Here is a 15,043-nt window from a genome sequence, read left to right as displayed (position 1 = left end):
AGAGTCTATGAAGTCAGATAAAAACCCGAACCTCGATGACGAAGATTACATCAGTCGTTCAGAAATTAAACGTCAGATGGAAGCATTAAAGCATCTAGGCAAGCGTGTTACTGAACTGCGTCCGGATCAGCAAGATAAAATCCCAATGGACTCTGTTTTACGAGCTGCGATGGCAGAAACACGTCGTATCACCTCGAATGGTGCGCTGAAAAGACACATGCAATACATTGGTAAACTGATGCGTCATGCGGATGTTGAAGCGATACAAGCGGCGCTAGACCAGTTTGATACAGCAAGCCAAGCGCATAACCAAAAGTTTCATGCACTAGAACAGTGGCGTGATCGCCTAATTTTGCCTGGTGAGGCGGGAAATGAAGCTGTAGAAGCCTTCATTAGTGAATATCCTTCGACAGATATTCAACAATTAAGACAACTGATACGTAACACTCGTAAAGAGATTGAAAAACAACAGCCTCCGACTCAATTCAGGAAACTCTTCCGGTTTTTGCGAGAAACCACCGATACTGATATTAGCGATCAGCAGGATTAAGTAAATTAAGCTGTGGGTCCTTCCAATCACCAGTTAAGGTGTAAGCGATTCGGGTCATTTTATCGATCCGATCACCCATAACACGATCAAAAAGAAACAACGCGCCAGCTACATGAGGGGCGCCTAAGAGTGCTGCACCGATAGTTAAATTACTGCCTATCGGCACACTCACCCTAATCGTCTTGTCAAGCTGGTGTGTATTCAGATTAACCTGTCCGGTGATCTCCATATTGGCAGAGGGACCCGTCATCTGTAGGGGCTCTCGAATCAGAGCAACACCTTGATTTAACTCGTAATCGGCTTTAATTTGATCAAACACTAACCCTTTTTGCAGTAGATCGCTAAAATCTAATCTCAATCTTCTGGATAATGTATTGAGGTTGAGTAAGCCAAAGACTCTTAACAGATTTGCCCCCGCACCAGACTCTATAATGCGACCCTCATCTGCTTGAAATTGAAACATTCCATCGAGTGACCCTAAACGAAACTGCCAAGGCGCACCACGCCATGTCAGTTGAGCGTTAGATCTGAACTGTTTTGTTTCAATAGGTCGGCCTAAATCCCAACGATGGAGTATCTGTGATAGATCGCCACCAGCCAGATTTGCGGTCAAGTTAGTGCTGGGAAAATCAGCGGCATTCCAATGCGCATGCCCGGATAAGGTAAAATCTTCTAATCTTCCGCGAATTGACTCAATAGTTAAATTTTGACCACTCGGTTTTAGGTCAAGAGACCAAGCGCCCAACCCCATCGATTTATAACGCAAGTCATCTATCTGCAAAGACACCTGAGGAAAGCCACTGATGTCTACCGATGAATACTCTTGATTTAACGGCTCATCTTCAGCTTCAGATTCGATACCCCGCCAATGCAAGTGATTGAGGTGCGACACCCACACTTCACCGTCTCGACGTATGCGACCGTTGACACTTATTTCTGGCAGATCTCCAAACAGCTCAAGGTACGAATCTTGAGGTAATAAAGCCTTACCTTGACCTAATAGCAACTGCCCCCTTAATGGAACAGATAAATCAAAAGCACCTTGCAAGAATTGGTCATAATTAAAATGAAGCCGCTGCAGTTCGGGAAATAGGTCAACATATAACCGTCTAACTTCTGTATCAGTTTTACCTAAGTTTAAGGGCAAGTCGACAGTCGTTCCGACTAGATCAGAACGTACTTCAATTCGAGGACACTGCAAACTTTGTGGACATAACGTCAACGTCATATCAGCATGGCTTTTCCCTTGAAATCGCTGACCTAGGCTTAAACCTGTCAACTGATCCATGTTTGCTGTCGCAACTGGGCCATTCACCGCAACCTGGATTCGATCGCCTTGAGAAGAAATAGTGGCATTTAACGCCTCATTAAATAAGCGACCTTGAAGGGCTTCAGAACGCAGACCATCTTGGGTGGTGTAAATAATACCACCTCGAATCTCAGAAAACTGAAGATCTCGCTGCTGTAAATGCAGTTGATTACCCTGCAACTGAGTATTTACCTGAACACCTACGCGCTCTGGCTTATTAACCGGTATTTGCAGGGACAAGCGCGTTGCTGTAGGCCCCGCCAGCTGCCAGTCATCAAAGGCTGAACCTAAATAATTACCTAACGCAGACTCAGACAGCAATACTGAGAAATCAGAAGCATCGCCTTCAAGCATCGCTGCGACTTGAACCTCTTGGCTGTTTGGTGGCAGATATATCCAGCCACTTTGGACAGTCGAGTTTAAGATCTTTGCGGAAGCGATATCGATACGCAATTCAGTGTTGCGTAATTGTAAAAACACACGACCCTCTCGAACGGTTGGCCAATTATTATCAAAAGTAAATTCAGCTTGGTCAGCATCTAAAAAAAGTTGAACAGTCGGAGGTAAAGCGTATGAACCCGGTCGTAAACCAGCATGTATCATCAACCCCGCCTGATTCACTTTACCGGCTTTAATTGAGCCTTTAAGCCAATCATAGAGTGTCTGGCCTAACTCTTTCGGTGGCGTGTAAAACTCCGTTTGCATGGCATCTGTGTCAGTGATACCGATCAACAAACTAAACTCAATTTGTTCTTCGCGATCAAAAGGACGATAGAGCCCAAAGCGTCCTTTAGCCTGAATATCATTGTTGCTTAAGCTTAAAATACCACTATTTAATCGCAGCGCCTCTCCCGTGACTTGCCAACTGACTTGTCCGCTCGCTTCAGAGTAGCGCCAACCCGTACCAAAAAGTTGAGGGAAATTGAGGGTAAATGCAGCACTCTCAAGCATGACCTGTCCCTCTGTTGGACCTGCATGAACCCAGCCAGAAATTCCGGACGCTGCTGGAGCATCTTGCCATGCAGAAACAGCCACGTCATCGAGCCGGGCCTGCAGAATAAAATCAGAGAGATCTTCTGCATTTTCCCAATAGACAACAAGATCATTTAACCGTCCAGAGGGTGCTAGTCGATCCAATATCCCTTCAACGGATTCAGGCAAGATATCCAGCTGATCAACCCAATGATAAAGAGCAGCCAGATCTAGGCTAGCAATTTGAATGAGATCTAGTTTTGGTTGCTGGCCTTGTTCAAACCTAAAATCGGATATCAACTCTGGAATCGCTAAAACAACATCTTGCGTTTTTGCTGAAATATCGCGAAGTTGTAATTGATACAGCTGTTCTTTTATGGGTAAAAGAACAAATTTCATTTTCAATTCATCTATATCAGGCCATCTCTCGCCAGCAAGTAGTAACGGCGTAATAGCAATGTCGCCCTGCAACTCGATAAGCTGATGCGCCTTCCATTCACCCCAAAGGTGCGTTGATAGATTTAATTCGTTCATCTCAAAGGGCAATACCCCAAGGCTTAACAACTCAGCGCCTAGCGCATCACTTTGTACATAAAAACGATAGTGACCTGCCAAGAGATCTTTTGGATCAAATTCTTGTGCATGCAGCGCCATAACGACATAGGCATCCTCACCTATTCGGGGAATGCGTATAGAACCACTGATCTGATACTCGCCTTCTGCTGCCTCAAACATGGCATTGACCGGCGATATTAACTGCATCGGCCCTTCCTCTGGTTGAAGGCCAAGATGTAGATCTTGCAACATAATGCTGGGTTGGTACTGCAATAGTGCTAAGAGTTTTGTAATGGAATCCTGCTCGGTTGCTTCTGTATCTACCTCTGGAAACCAACGCCCTTGATGTTGCTGAAGCAAAATATCAGTGTGTTGAAGTGATGCTGTGCTAAATACAGGTAAGCGATGCAGAATCGTTTTAAATAAATCCAGCGTTAAATTCAGATGCTGTGCTTTTAAAGACATTCGGGGTTGAGATTCATCCTGGCTCAACAAGGTAAGTTCACTGAGCTGCAAACGAACGCGCCATTGATCTAGTGATGCAGTTAACTCACCTATCTGCACCTGCATCCCAAGAGATTGGCTGAGTTGATCGGCAATCTGATCTGAATACCTTGATAACTGGGGCAAGCCCATTCTCAAGGATAAAATCAATACTGCTGGAATCAATGCCAGTATTAACAGAACACGATAGCTTCTAGCCAAATGATGTTTCATCTGCGATTAGCCATAGTTAACGCAGTACAACATCAAACTGCTCTGGTGTGTAAAGAGTTTCAGCTTGAAAACGAATGGTTTTACCAATAAAGGCTTCGAGTTCTGCCAAATGATCAGAAGCTTCATCTAATAAATAATTCACCACACTGACCGCCGCAACAACTAAATAACTTTGCGTATCATAGGCACGGTGCTGACGAAGTATTTCACGGAAAATTTCGTAAGATACGGTTTCTGGTGTTTTTACGGTCCCGCGTCCTTGGCAAACGGGGCATGATTCACAGAGAACATGCTCAAGGCTTTCTCGAGTACGTTTTCGTGTCATCTCTATCAAGCCTAATTCCGACACGCCAGTCACCTTGCACTTGGCATGATCTTTTTCTAATACGCGATCCAGTGTTCGCTGCACTTGACGCTGATGGTCAGGATCAGTCATATCAATAAAGTCGATGATAATAATACCACCAAGATTACGTAAACGTAGTTGGCGTCCAATCGCGGTCGCCGCTTCAAGATTGGTCTTAAAAATCGTTTCTTCTAGGTTACGATGTCCAACAAAACCACCGGTGTTGATATCAACCGTGGTCATGGCTTCTGTTTGATCGAAAATGAGATAACCACCCGATTTCAATTCAACTTTACGTCCTAAAGCTTTCTGCATCTCTTCTTCGACATTAAACATATCGAACAAAGGTCGCTCACCAGGGTAATACTCGATCTTATCAACGATTTCAGGAACTAAGTTTCCAGCGAACTCTACCGCACTTTGGTAGGTTTCACGGGAGTCGATGCGAATGCGCTCCACATCAGCATGCGCCATATCTCTTAAGGCACGCATATGCAACGGCAAATCTTCATACACAATAGAGGGAACACTGGCTGAAACTATTTTCTGTTGTAGGTTTTGCCAAAGGCGTCGTAAGAAGTCTATATCAGAGCGTAACTCTAACTCACTGACACCTTCTGCTACTGTCCTAAGAATAAAGCCACTGGACTCCTGTTCCTCAGCAGTTTCAAGAAGGAGTTGCTCCATCAAATCCTTCAGGCGATCACGTTCTTCTACATCATCAATGCGCTGAGAAACACCGATATGATCATTTTTTGGCATCAACACCAAATAACGTGAAGGAATAGAGATATGGGTGGTTAAACGCGCACCTTTAGTGCCAATGGGATCTTTAGTAACCTGCACCAGCAGGGTTTCACCTTCACGGATCACTTGGGCGATCGGCACAGTCGAACGCTGGCCTTGCTGAGCTTGAACTTCGGGACTGACTAACTCATCAACCGGAATAAAGGCTGCACGCTCCAGCCCGATATCGACGAAGGCAGCTTGCATACCTGGTAAAACACGCACAACGCGACCTTTATAGATATTACCGACAATACCCCGACGACTAGCACGCTCAACGTAAATTTCTTGCGGCATACCGTTTTCAATCACCGCCACGCGGGTTTCCATCGGAGTAAAGTTTATTAATATCTCTTCAGCCACGTAAAGGCTCCTTATCGTAACGAATTTACAGTGTCAAAGATCATCTATTTGCCAAACCTTAATACCATGTTTCTCTAGCAGTTGTGCAGTTTCATGTAAGGGTAATCCGACGACACTCGAGTAACTACCTTTAAGATGTTTCACAAAAATGGCGCCCAAACCTTGTACCGCATAGCTACCCGCTTTGTCTTGCGGTTCACAAGTACGCCAATAGGCTCGACACATCGCCTCAGTTAAATGGGCAAATTCAACATCGCTTACGACACTCAACACATCTTCGCCTTGACTGGAGATCACCGCAATACCAGTGATCACTTGATGAGTTTTGCCTGACAGACGCATCAACATCTGTATCGCATCCGTTTCATCGACCGGCTTACCTAGTATAGCACCATCGATTGAAACGGTTGTATCTGCTGCCAAAACAACCTGTTCAGAAGCATGATGACGCAAGCAATGCCGTGCTTTTTCAAGTGCTAATCGACATGTATATGGCTCGGGTGCTTCGTTGGGTAGTGCATCTTCGCAGATATCAGAAGGAGCCACGATGCAGGAAACACCGATCTGCTTTAACAAAGAACGTCTGCGAGGCGATGCTGAGGCAAGAACTAACTCAGGCATAAATTACTCAATACGGAAGGTTTTTCGAACGCCATGCAAAACGACATAGATCCATGGCCAGAAAATACCACTAATTATAGAGGGGATCAAAAACTGTAGCCCACCTGCTGTGGTCCCTGTAATACCCTGCATCCAAAAGAAAAGCAGTTGGTTAATACCCACCAGCACCATCACCATCATGGACTGCTGCCACAGAGGAAACATTCGTAAGCGCTTATAAAGCAGTAATACCAGGTAGGCAATGATGGTTAGTGATAACGCATTTAAGCCCAACACACTACCACGAATAATATCCAGTAGTAGTCCCATGAAAAAGGCGCTGACTAAACCAACGCGATGCGGAACCATCAACACCCAATAGATTAATACTAATGCCACCCACTCTGGGCGATACCAAATTAAAAAATCAGGTAACGGAATTTGGCTGAGTATTAAACCTATCAGGAAAGTGGCAAAAATCAGTAACGAACCACCCTGGGTCGCATCCTGCCTCATGTCTCAGGTGACTCCTGTGACTCATCTAACCCTAACTGAGGCTCTGACTGAACACTGGATTGCGGGTTGGGGTAGTCGATAACCAACAGCTGACGACTTCGATCAAGACGCGCTGAAGGTTTTGCTTTGACTAACAAGAATGGTCGACCCGGATCTCTAACTATCTCCTCAACCACACCCACGGGATAGCCTCTAGGAAAGCGACCACCCAGACCAGAGGTCACTAATAGATCACCCTCTTCAATATCAGCCGTGCTGGGGACATGACTTAACTCAAGTTCATTCAACAATCCCTTGCCTAGTGCTATCGAACGAAAGCCACTTCGATTGACTTCAACAGGAATGGCAGTTCGAGCATCGGTGATCAGCATAACGCGGCTTGTGTAATGAGCTAATGAAAGCACTTGCCCTAGGATTCCACCCGAATCAATAACGGGTTGCCCTACCGCAAGACCGTCCTCAACTCCGCGATTTAATATAATTTCATGCAAGAATGGATCTGGATTTACACCAATTAGCTCAACCGCTTTAACATTGTGCTCAACACGTTGACGCGCATTGAGCAACTCACGCAGTTGAATATTTTCTTCTGTCAGGGCTTCCATACGCAGGGTTCTACGTTGCAATTCAAGTGCCTCTGAACGAAGGTGTTCATTATCACGAATCAACGAAGCACGATCAACAAACAGATCAGATAGGCCATCAGCTGCGCGAGCAGGGATATCTATCAACCACTGTAAGGGTGTTACCAAAAGAGTAAGGTACATTCGCCCCTCTTTCATTTTTTGCCAATTCAAATCTGTTGCTATTAACCCGAAAGTTAACAGCAGCAAAAAGACAAACAAAAAACGAGGGTTGCGTCCTTTGAAGATAGGATTAATTACACACCTCCAAAAATGCTTGTTTTGGAAGTGTGCTTTCTAACCGCAGAAGGTTTTGATCCTGCATAGTTTACTCGTGTGTCAGTATCTCAAAAGAATGCTTATCCAGCATTTCAAGAGCTCTACCACCACCACGAGCAACACAAGTTAACGGATCTTCTGCCATGATGACAGGTAATCCAGTTTCTTCGCTAATCAAACGATCTATGTTACGAAGCAGCGCACCACCACCCGTCAATACAATACCGTGCTCGGCAATGTCAGACGCTAATTCAGGAGGGCAACCTTCTAATGCACTTTTGACTGCCTGAACTATCGCAGATAGTGGCTCTTGTAACGCTTCTAGAATTTCATTGGAGTTCAAGGTGAAGCTACGTGGAATACCTTCAGCCAGGTTACGGCCTCGAACATCTATTTCCAACACTTCATTACTTGGATAAGCGGTACCGACTTCTTGCTTAATACGCTCTGCCGTTGCATCACCGATCAAGCTACCGTAGTTGCGACGAACATAAGTAACGATAGATTCATCGAAGCGATCACCACCGACGCGCACTGATTCTGCGTAAACGATACCATTAAGGGAGATCACTGCAATTTCTGTGGTACCACCGCCGATATCCACAACCATAGATCCCGTTGCTTCATCTACTGGCAAACCCGCACCTATGGCTGCTGCCATAGGTTCTTCAATTAAATAGACTTCACGAGCACCGGCGCCAATAGCAGATTCACGAATGGCACGACGCTCTACTTGTGTTGACTTGCAAGGTACGCACACTAACACACGCGGGCTAGGCGTCATAAAACTGTTGTCGTGTACTTTACTGATAAAATACTGCAACATTTTTTCGGTAACATGGAAATCGGCAATAACGCCATCCTTCATAGGGCGAATTGCGGTGATATTTCCGGGTGTACGCCCCAGCATCCGTTTTGCTTCCATACCAACAGCCGCAACACTTTTTTGGTTACCCACCGTCCGGATGGCCACAACCGACGGTTCATTTAATACAATATCGCGATCTCGGACATAGATCAGTGTATTAGCTGTACCGAGGTCGATGGAAAGGTCGCTTGAAAAAAGCCCTCTGAATTTCTTAAACATGTGAGTGAGTACCTGAGATTTGCACGTTTGGCCAATAATCCATAAAGGCAGTAACTCTAACAATCGCAGGGATTTTGAGCAAGGAACAAATGTGTTAACTTATGCAGGAAACCCACTTTTTTCAAGTTTATTTGTGAGAAATTGATTTATGTCTCTGGATCGATCTGATGTTGAACGCATCGCGCATCTGGCTCGCTTGGCCATGAATGAAAACGAAGCCCCAGAATACACTGAGAGTTTGAACAGTATTCTCACCTTAATTGACCAATTACAGGCAACATCTACCGATGGAGTTGAGCCCTTAGCCCATCCAATGGATGCGGTTCAGCGACTTCGTGCAGATGAAGTCAGCGAGCTTAACCAGCGCGATGCTTTGCAAGCCTGTGCGCCAGCCGTCGAAAATGGGCTCTTCTTAGTCCCTAAAGTGATTGAATAATTGTCGCCCTTCTACCCTCAAGGAAACCACTGATGTTTAACCTAACACTCAGCGAGCTATCAAACGCTCTGAGCCGAGGCGAATTTAGCAGCTTAGAGCTGACACAGGCCTTTCTGGATCGAATTAAGCGTCTGGATACGCAGTACAACAGTTTTATTACCCTTTCAGAAGAACATGCACTGCAACAAGCAAAAGCAGCAGACACTTTGCGCGCAACGGGTCAAGCAACAGCACTGACCGGCTTACCTATCGCACACAAAGATCTATTTTGTACCCAAGGAATTCGTACCAGTTGCGGCTCCAAAATGCTGGATAATTTTATTTCGCCCTATAACGCGACTCTGGTTGAAAGACTCAACTTGGCGGGCATGGTTACGCTAGGCAAAACCAATATGGATGAGTTTGCGATGGGTTCATCCAACGAATCCAGTTACTATGGCCCAGTTAAGAACCCTTGGGATTTAGATCGAGTCCCTGGCGGATCTTCAGGCGGTTCAGCCGCAGCAGTCGCTGCTCGTCTAGTGCCTGCAGCCACAGGATCGGATACCGGTGGATCGATTCGCCAACCTGCTGCGCTTTGCGGTATCACTGGACTAAAACCCACGTACGGACGCATTTCACGTTACGGCATGGTGGCCTATGCTTCTTCATTCGATCAAGCCGGTCCTATGACCCGCACAGCGGAAGATGCTGCGCTATTACTGCAGGTGATGGCTGGAGAAGATCCTTTAGATTCTACCTGCGCTACACAAGCCGTTCCTAATTTCTCAGCGAGTCTTAACGATAGCTTGTTGGGTCTTCGAATTGGTCTGCCTAAAGAGTATTTTGCTGAAGGCACTGACCCAGTGATTTTAGAGCGCGTTCGTGAAGCCATTGCAGAGTTTGAAAAGCTTGGCGCAACCGTTAAAGAAATCAGTCTACCCAAAACACAACTCAGCATCCCAGCCTACTATATTCTTGCACCTGCAGAAGCGTCTTCTAATCTATCGCGTTTTGACGGTGTACGTTATGGCCATCGCTGTGACAGTCCTAAAGATTTAGAAGATCTATACAAACGCACCCGCGCAGAGGGTTTTGGCGCTGAAGTCAAACGTCGCATCATGGTCGGCACTTATGCGCTGTCTGAAGGATTTTATGATGCCTACTACCGTAAGGCGCAACAGATTCGGCGCATGATTCAACAAGATTTCATTCAAGCACTGAGTGAAGTCGATGTCATTATGGCACCTGTGACACCTTGCTCAGCGTTCCGCTTGGGTGAGAAGAATAGTGATCCCGTTTCCATGTACATGGAAGATATTTTCACCCTGTCACTTAACCTAGCGGGCTTACCCGGGATGTCTATTCCGTGTGGGTTTGCCGATAATTTACCGGTAGGTTTACAGATCATTGGCAACTATTTTGACGAAGCCAAGCTACTCAATGTTGCTCACCAATATCAACAAGTGACGAATTGGCATCAACAATCACCTGCCAATTTGAGTGAGGGTTAATCAAGATGGAATGGGAAGTCGTTATCGGGTTGGAAATACATGCCCAACTTGCTACCAATACCAAAATTTTCTCAGGCGCCAGCACTGCATTCGGCGCTGAGCCCAACACACAAGCCTGTGCAGTTGATTTGGCGCTACCAGGTACACTACCGGTCTTTAATGAAAACGCCCTGCGTATGGCGGTCATGTTTGGCCTAGCGGTTAACTCCGAGATAGGTAAACGCTCTGTTTTTGATCGTAAAAACTACTTTTACCCTGATCTTCCAAAAGGCTACCAAACCACTCAGCTAGCTGAACCCATTGTCGGCCCTGGCTATGTTGATATCGAAACAGATGATGGCGATACTCGTCGAGTTCGCATTCATCATGCACATTTGGAAGAGGATGCTGGAAAATCTCTCCATGAGGATTTCCACGGCATGAGCGGTATCGACCTTAACCGTGCTGGAACCCCACTGGTTGAAATCGTCTCAGAACCCGATATGCGCAGCTCCAAAGAAGCAGCAGCTTATGCCCGCAAAATACACGCTATCATTACAACCTTGGGAATTTGTGATGGCAATATGGCAGAAGGCTCCATGCGCTGCGACTGTAACGTTTCTATTCGTCCAAAAGGGCAAGCAACGCTGGGAACTCGAACCGAGTTAAAGAATATTAACTCCTTCCGTTTTATCGAACGCGCCATCAATACCGAAGTGGCTCGCCAAATAGACTTGATTGAAGATGGCGGTCGTGTGATACAGGAAACACGCTTATACGATCCTGACAAAAATGAAACTCGCAGCATGCGCTCGAAAGAGGAAGCTAACGATTACCGTTATTTCCCCTGTCCTGATCTGCTTCCCGTGATCATTGACGATGCCTACATTGATGCCATTCGTGCCGAACTACCCGAGCTTCCCGATGCACGTCGTGCTCGCTTTATAGAGCAGTACGGACTCTCCGATTATGACGCTGGCGTTTTATCTTCCGATCGCGCCCAGGCTGATTACTTTGAAACCGTGGCAGAATTGACCAAAAACGCAAAACTGTCAGCTAACTGGATCACGGGAGAACTTGCTCGGCTGTTAAATCAAGCTGATATGACGGTCAAACAATCACCCGTGTCAGCTGATCAGTTAGCCGGTCTCATCAACCGTATTCAGGATAATACTATCACCGGCAAAATTGCCAAAAATGTCTTTGAATTACTGTGGAACGAAGGCGGCAGTGCTGATGAAATTATTGCAGCGAAAGGACTCAAGCAGGTCAATGACACGGGTGCTATCGAAGCTGCTATTGATCAAGTGATTGCTCAATGTACAACTCAAGTCGAGCAATACATCGCCGCAGAACCAGATAAGCGTGGCAAGATGCTCGGCTTTTTTATGGGGCAAGTGATGAAACTGACCCAAGGCAAGGCGAACCCTGGACAAGTGCAGGGAGTATTGAAGCAAAAACTTGATCAGCGTTGCTAAGCTGCGCAGCTCCTGCGCATCCATGCGCCCGCGGCACACCGCAAATTCTGTACATATAACAAAAACCCGCCGAGGCGGGTTTTTTAGTCACTCAACACAGTCAATCTCTAGTATGTAGTATCCAACATACTCACTGGACGAGGAGTTTCGCGAGTACTGACTGGCAAATGCGGATAGACCACTGTTGGAGTCTCACCTGTCAATGTACGTAAAAACTCTGCGATTTTATGTACTTCTTCATCGTTTAACTCAGCACCAAGCTGCGCAACACCCATGACTGCGACCGCTTCTTCCAGATCCCAAACAGATCCAGAGTGGAAGTAAGGTGCAGTTAACTCAATGTTACGAAGAGGTGAGGCACGGAACACATAGTCATCAGTCGCAGTTTGAGTCACTTCGAAACGACCACGATCACCTTCTGGCAGAATATCAGCACCAGGGCGCTTCACTAAACCAAATGGGAAGTAGTTTTGACCACCGAAGTTAACGCCCGCATGACACGCTGCACAACCTTTGTCCATAAACAGTGCCAAGCCTTCTTTTTGCTCATCATTCATTGCAGCATCATCGCCACCTAACCATAAATCGAAAGGTGAGTTCGGCGTGATCAAGGTTGCTTCAAAAGCTTCAATGGCAACCGCCATATTTTTGAAGGTCACAGGATCATCTTGACCTGGGAAAGACGCTTTAAAGCGCTCGATGTACTCAGGCATACTATTCAGAGTATCAACGACACGCTCTGGTGTACTGGCCATCTCTACACCTGCTTGAACGGGTCCCATCGCTTGTTCAGCCAAGTCAGCCGCACGACCATCCCAGAACTGAGCTGCGTTGAACACTGCATTAAACACAGTAGGTGCGTTACGTGGACCCTGCTGCCAGCCGTGACCAATGGAAACAGGAAGATAATCATCACCACCAAAACCAACGTTATGGCAAGTGTTGCAACTGATCAGATGACTGGCAGATAAACGTGGTTCGAAGAACAACATTTTGCCTAGCTCAACTTTCTCAGGCGTTAACTCATTACCATCGATTACCGGTGGTTCTTGTGGAATGGCTTCAAACATAGCAGCAGCACGATCACGAAGAGCGTCTGCCATTGCTACGGAAGATGCCAAAGACAAACAGACAGCGGTTGTCAATAGACTGATTTTTCTTTTCATTTTGCCCCCTTTAACCCGCGTAGCGGGTATTAAACTAAAATCAGTGTAGCAAGGATCGACAAGAGGGCAAATCGGAAAAATCCAAAAGTTCACGCTTAAAATTGATCTAGATCAACAAAACGTTCGATAAACAAAGGTCTTACATTACTTGAGATTAGCTCTCATTTTCATAATCGTTGCTTGATAATCACTCGTATTAAATATGGCTGATCCCGCAACAAAAGTATCCGCCCCGGCAGCCGCTATTTCAGCAATATTATCGACGGTCACACCACCATCTACTTCTAGTCGGATAGCTAAACCACTGGCATCAATTCTGCGACGAACCTCAGCTAGTTTATCTAGGGTACTAGGAATAAACTTTTGACCGCCAAAGCCTGGGTTTACCGACATCAGCAAAATCACATCGAGCTTATCCATAACGTAATCAAGATAATGCAGTGGAGTGGCGGGATTAAAAACCAAACCCGCTTTGCAACCCGCGTCGCGAATCATCTGCAACGAGCGATCGATGTGCTCTGAAGCTTCGGGATGAAAGGTAATCCAGCTCGCGCCGGCCTCAATAAAATCACCAATCAATCGATCGACGGGCTTCACCATTAAATGCACATCAATCGGAGCCGTGATACCGTGCTTACGTAACGCCTTACACACCATCGGCCCTATGGTTAAATTGGGCACATAGTGGTTATCCATTACATCAAAATGCACAACATCAGCACCGGCAGCCAACACGGCATTCACTTCGTCACCTAGGCGTGCAAAGTCTGCAGATAAGATGGATGGGGCGATTAGATAGTCACTCATGGGTTTCTTCCTGGTCGTCTGTCTGTCAATTTTCCGCTATTGTAACTTACAATAGTCATGACCACAGCCATCATGGCGAATACAAATTAGGCTCTACCAATCTACTAGGATTTTTTAACTTGCTGAACATCTTAAGACAGTTAATGGGCTGGATGATCATCATCATCATGAGTTTTGGCGCATCTGCTAGCACCAGACTAGAGACTGAACTGCGCCGAGTTGTGCCAGTTGATACCGATATTGTGATACTGGAAGAAGCTCAAGGACAGTTTCCAGCACTGATGCAATCGGCTGTTCGTGCCGAACCTTTGGGCGCTATTTTGCTGCTAACGGATACTCAAAGTCAGCAACAATGGCTCGATCAATCCCATGCGATTCGTATTCACCTAGCTGATCATGGCTGGCTAACCATGACGCTCCCTCTGCCGATCACACCCGTCAAAACCGATTTACACTCGGATGAAGTTTACGATGAGCTACTCAATCAGCATCAACAGCAGGTTATTTCCCGCATACAAACGGGCTTACAACAACTGGATGAAGAACGCATTCTAATCTTAGCCATGGGACGAAGTGCGGAATGGGCGGCAAGAGTCCTGCAAGACAATAATCCTTCGATACGCTTGATTATCATCAATCCCAGACCCGCTGATGATCAACACCCCATGAGATTGTTAGATCATCTTACAGCGCTAGAAATCACTATTATTGATCTTTACAGAGAGCCCTATTCTGCCGGTAAGCAAGCCATTCCTGATGCACGCTTGCGTCGCAATGCGATGATTCAGGCGGGTCATGCAAATTACCATCAACAAGTGATCAAAGATGCTATCTGGGGAAACGAAACAGATTTGCTGAAACGCCAACTGCGAGGAGTGATCAATACGTATATCATTCTTGCCGATCAAAAACGTGCGCAACAAGCACCAGAAGCTTTAGAGGTAGACGAACGCCCTCCTGGTGTTCGTCGATAATGTTTCA

The 15,043-nt window shown here is 46.1% G+C and carries 13 protein-coding genes; 5 read left to right on the top strand and 8 right to left on the bottom strand.

The genetic code is table 11. The annotated features are described in order from the left end of the window. Positions 1 to 7 precede the first annotated feature (7 nt). Complete coding sequence (gene yjgA / locus F7R24_RS06270) at positions 8 to 550, top strand: ribosome biogenesis factor YjgA (RefSeq protein WP_151670392.1); 543 nt, start codon at positions 8 to 10, stop codon at positions 548 to 550. Here the strand turns inward: yjgA and F7R24_RS06265 are convergent. The 6 genes from F7R24_RS06265 to F7R24_RS06240 all read right to left on the bottom strand — a co-directional run bounded on the left by F7R24_RS06265 (position 531) and on the right by F7R24_RS06240 (position 8,703). Next, positions 531 to 4,103 carry a YhdP family phospholipid transporter gene (locus F7R24_RS06265; protein ID WP_151670391.1) on the bottom strand — a complete coding sequence of 1,191 codons (3,573 nt, stop codon included), beginning with the start codon at positions 4,101 to 4,103 and terminating at the stop codon, positions 531 to 533. The two genes, yjgA and F7R24_RS06265, sit on opposite strands and share 20 nt — an antisense overlap. 16 nt (positions 4,104 to 4,119) lie before the next feature. Further along, positions 4,120 to 5,598: a ribonuclease G gene (gene rng / locus F7R24_RS06260; protein ID WP_151670390.1), complete on the bottom strand. Its 1,479-nt coding sequence runs from the start codon at positions 5,596 to 5,598 to the stop codon at positions 4,120 to 4,122. A 33-nt stretch (positions 5,599 to 5,631) separates the two neighbouring features. Next, entirely contained in the window at positions 5,632 to 6,219 is a 588-nt protein-coding gene (locus F7R24_RS06255) for a Maf family protein (protein ID WP_151670389.1), read from the bottom strand. A gap of 3 nt (positions 6,220 to 6,222) precedes the next feature. After that, positions 6,223 to 6,714: a rod shape-determining protein MreD gene (mreD, locus tag F7R24_RS06250; RefSeq protein ID WP_151670388.1), complete on the bottom strand. Its 492-nt coding sequence runs from the start codon at positions 6,712 to 6,714 to the stop codon at positions 6,223 to 6,225. Beyond that, on the bottom strand, positions 6,711 to 7,547 hold the full coding sequence (gene mreC, locus F7R24_RS06245; protein WP_420812981.1) for a rod shape-determining protein MreC: 837 nt from the start codon (positions 7,545 to 7,547) through the stop codon (positions 6,711 to 6,713). The genes mreD and mreC overlap by 4 nt, the downstream gene beginning before the upstream one ends. Positions 7,548 to 7,665: 118 nt before the next feature. After that, entirely contained in the window at positions 7,666 to 8,703 is a 1,038-nt protein-coding gene (locus F7R24_RS06240; RefSeq protein WP_151670386.1) for a rod shape-determining protein, read from the bottom strand. Positions 8,704 to 8,851: 148 nt separating this feature from the next. On the opposite strand from F7R24_RS06240, the gene gatC reads away from it, so the two are divergent. The 3 genes from gatC to gatB are packed head-to-tail and all read left to right on the top strand — an operon-like array spanning position 8,852 to position 12,089. Beyond that, a complete protein-coding gene (gene gatC, locus F7R24_RS06235; protein ID WP_151670385.1) occupies positions 8,852 to 9,139 on the top strand; it encodes an Asp-tRNA(Asn)/Glu-tRNA(Gln) amidotransferase subunit GatC in 288 nt (95 codons plus the stop codon). Between the two features lie 32 nt (positions 9,140 to 9,171). Next, positions 9,172 to 10,632, top strand: a complete 1,461-nt coding sequence (gene gatA / locus F7R24_RS06230; protein ID WP_151670384.1) for an Asp-tRNA(Asn)/Glu-tRNA(Gln) amidotransferase subunit GatA — start codon at positions 9,172 to 9,174, stop codon at positions 10,630 to 10,632. A gap of 5 nt (positions 10,633 to 10,637) precedes the next feature. After that, positions 10,638 to 12,089, top strand: coding sequence for an Asp-tRNA(Asn)/Glu-tRNA(Gln) amidotransferase subunit GatB (gene gatB / locus F7R24_RS06225; RefSeq protein ID WP_151670383.1), 1,452 nt, complete (start codon positions 10,638 to 10,640; stop codon positions 12,087 to 12,089). Positions 12,090 to 12,196: 107 nt separating this feature from the next. Here gatB and F7R24_RS06220 read toward each other — a convergent pair whose 3' ends face one another. Together F7R24_RS06220 and rpe are read right to left on the bottom strand one after the other, a co-directional pair. Then, entirely contained in the window at positions 12,197 to 13,255 is a 1,059-nt protein-coding gene (locus tag F7R24_RS06220) for a cytochrome-c peroxidase (protein ID WP_151670382.1), read from the bottom strand. 144 nt (positions 13,256 to 13,399) lie between these two features. Further along, a complete protein-coding gene (gene rpe / locus F7R24_RS06215) occupies positions 13,400 to 14,062 on the bottom strand; it encodes a ribulose-phosphate 3-epimerase (protein WP_151670381.1) in 663 nt (220 codons plus the stop codon). Positions 14,063 to 14,181: 119 nt separating this feature from the next. Between rpe and F7R24_RS06210 the strand changes: the two genes are divergently transcribed. Next, a complete protein-coding gene (locus tag F7R24_RS06210; protein ID WP_168926785.1) occupies positions 14,182 to 15,036 on the top strand; it encodes a DUF3530 family protein in 855 nt (284 codons plus the stop codon). The last annotated feature ends 7 nt before the right edge of the window (positions 15,037 to 15,043 follow it).

Source organism: Nitrincola schmidtii (genome assembly GCF_008973715.1).
Lineage (GTDB): Bacteria > Pseudomonadota > Gammaproteobacteria > Pseudomonadales > Balneatricaceae > Nitrincola > Nitrincola schmidtii.
The sequence above is the reverse complement of the archived record's forward strand: the minus strand, read 5'-3'. Positions and strand labels throughout refer to the sequence as shown.

Excerpts from the sequence above, each read along its gene's own strand:
- yjgA (WP_151670392.1), top strand. The coding sequence starts at position 8 with ATGAAGTCAGATAAAAACCCGAACCTCGATGACGAAGATTACATCAGT.
- F7R24_RS06265 (WP_151670391.1), bottom strand. The coding sequence starts at position 4,103 with ATGAAACATCATTTGGCTAGAAGCTATCGTGTTCTGTTAATACTGGCA.
- F7R24_RS06255 (WP_151670389.1), bottom strand. The coding sequence starts at position 6,219 with ATGCCTGAGTTAGTTCTTGCCTCAGCATCGCCTCGCAGACGTTCTTTG.
- mreD (WP_151670388.1), bottom strand. The coding sequence starts at position 6,714 with ATGAGGCAGGATGCGACCCAGGGTGGTTCGTTACTGATTTTTGCCACT.
- F7R24_RS06240 (WP_151670386.1), bottom strand. The coding sequence starts at position 8,703 with ATGTTTAAGAAATTCAGAGGGCTTTTTTCAAGCGACCTTTCCATCGAC.
- gatC (WP_151670385.1), top strand. The coding sequence starts at position 8,852 with ATGTCTCTGGATCGATCTGATGTTGAACGCATCGCGCATCTGGCTCGC.
- gatA (WP_151670384.1), top strand. The coding sequence starts at position 9,172 with ATGTTTAACCTAACACTCAGCGAGCTATCAAACGCTCTGAGCCGAGGC.
- gatB (WP_151670383.1), top strand. The coding sequence starts at position 10,638 with ATGGAATGGGAAGTCGTTATCGGGTTGGAAATACATGCCCAACTTGCT.
- F7R24_RS06220 (WP_151670382.1), bottom strand. The coding sequence starts at position 13,255 with ATGAAAAGAAAAATCAGTCTATTGACAACCGCTGTCTGTTTGTCTTTG.
- rpe (WP_151670381.1), bottom strand. The coding sequence starts at position 14,062 with ATGAGTGACTATCTAATCGCCCCATCCATCTTATCTGCAGACTTTGCA.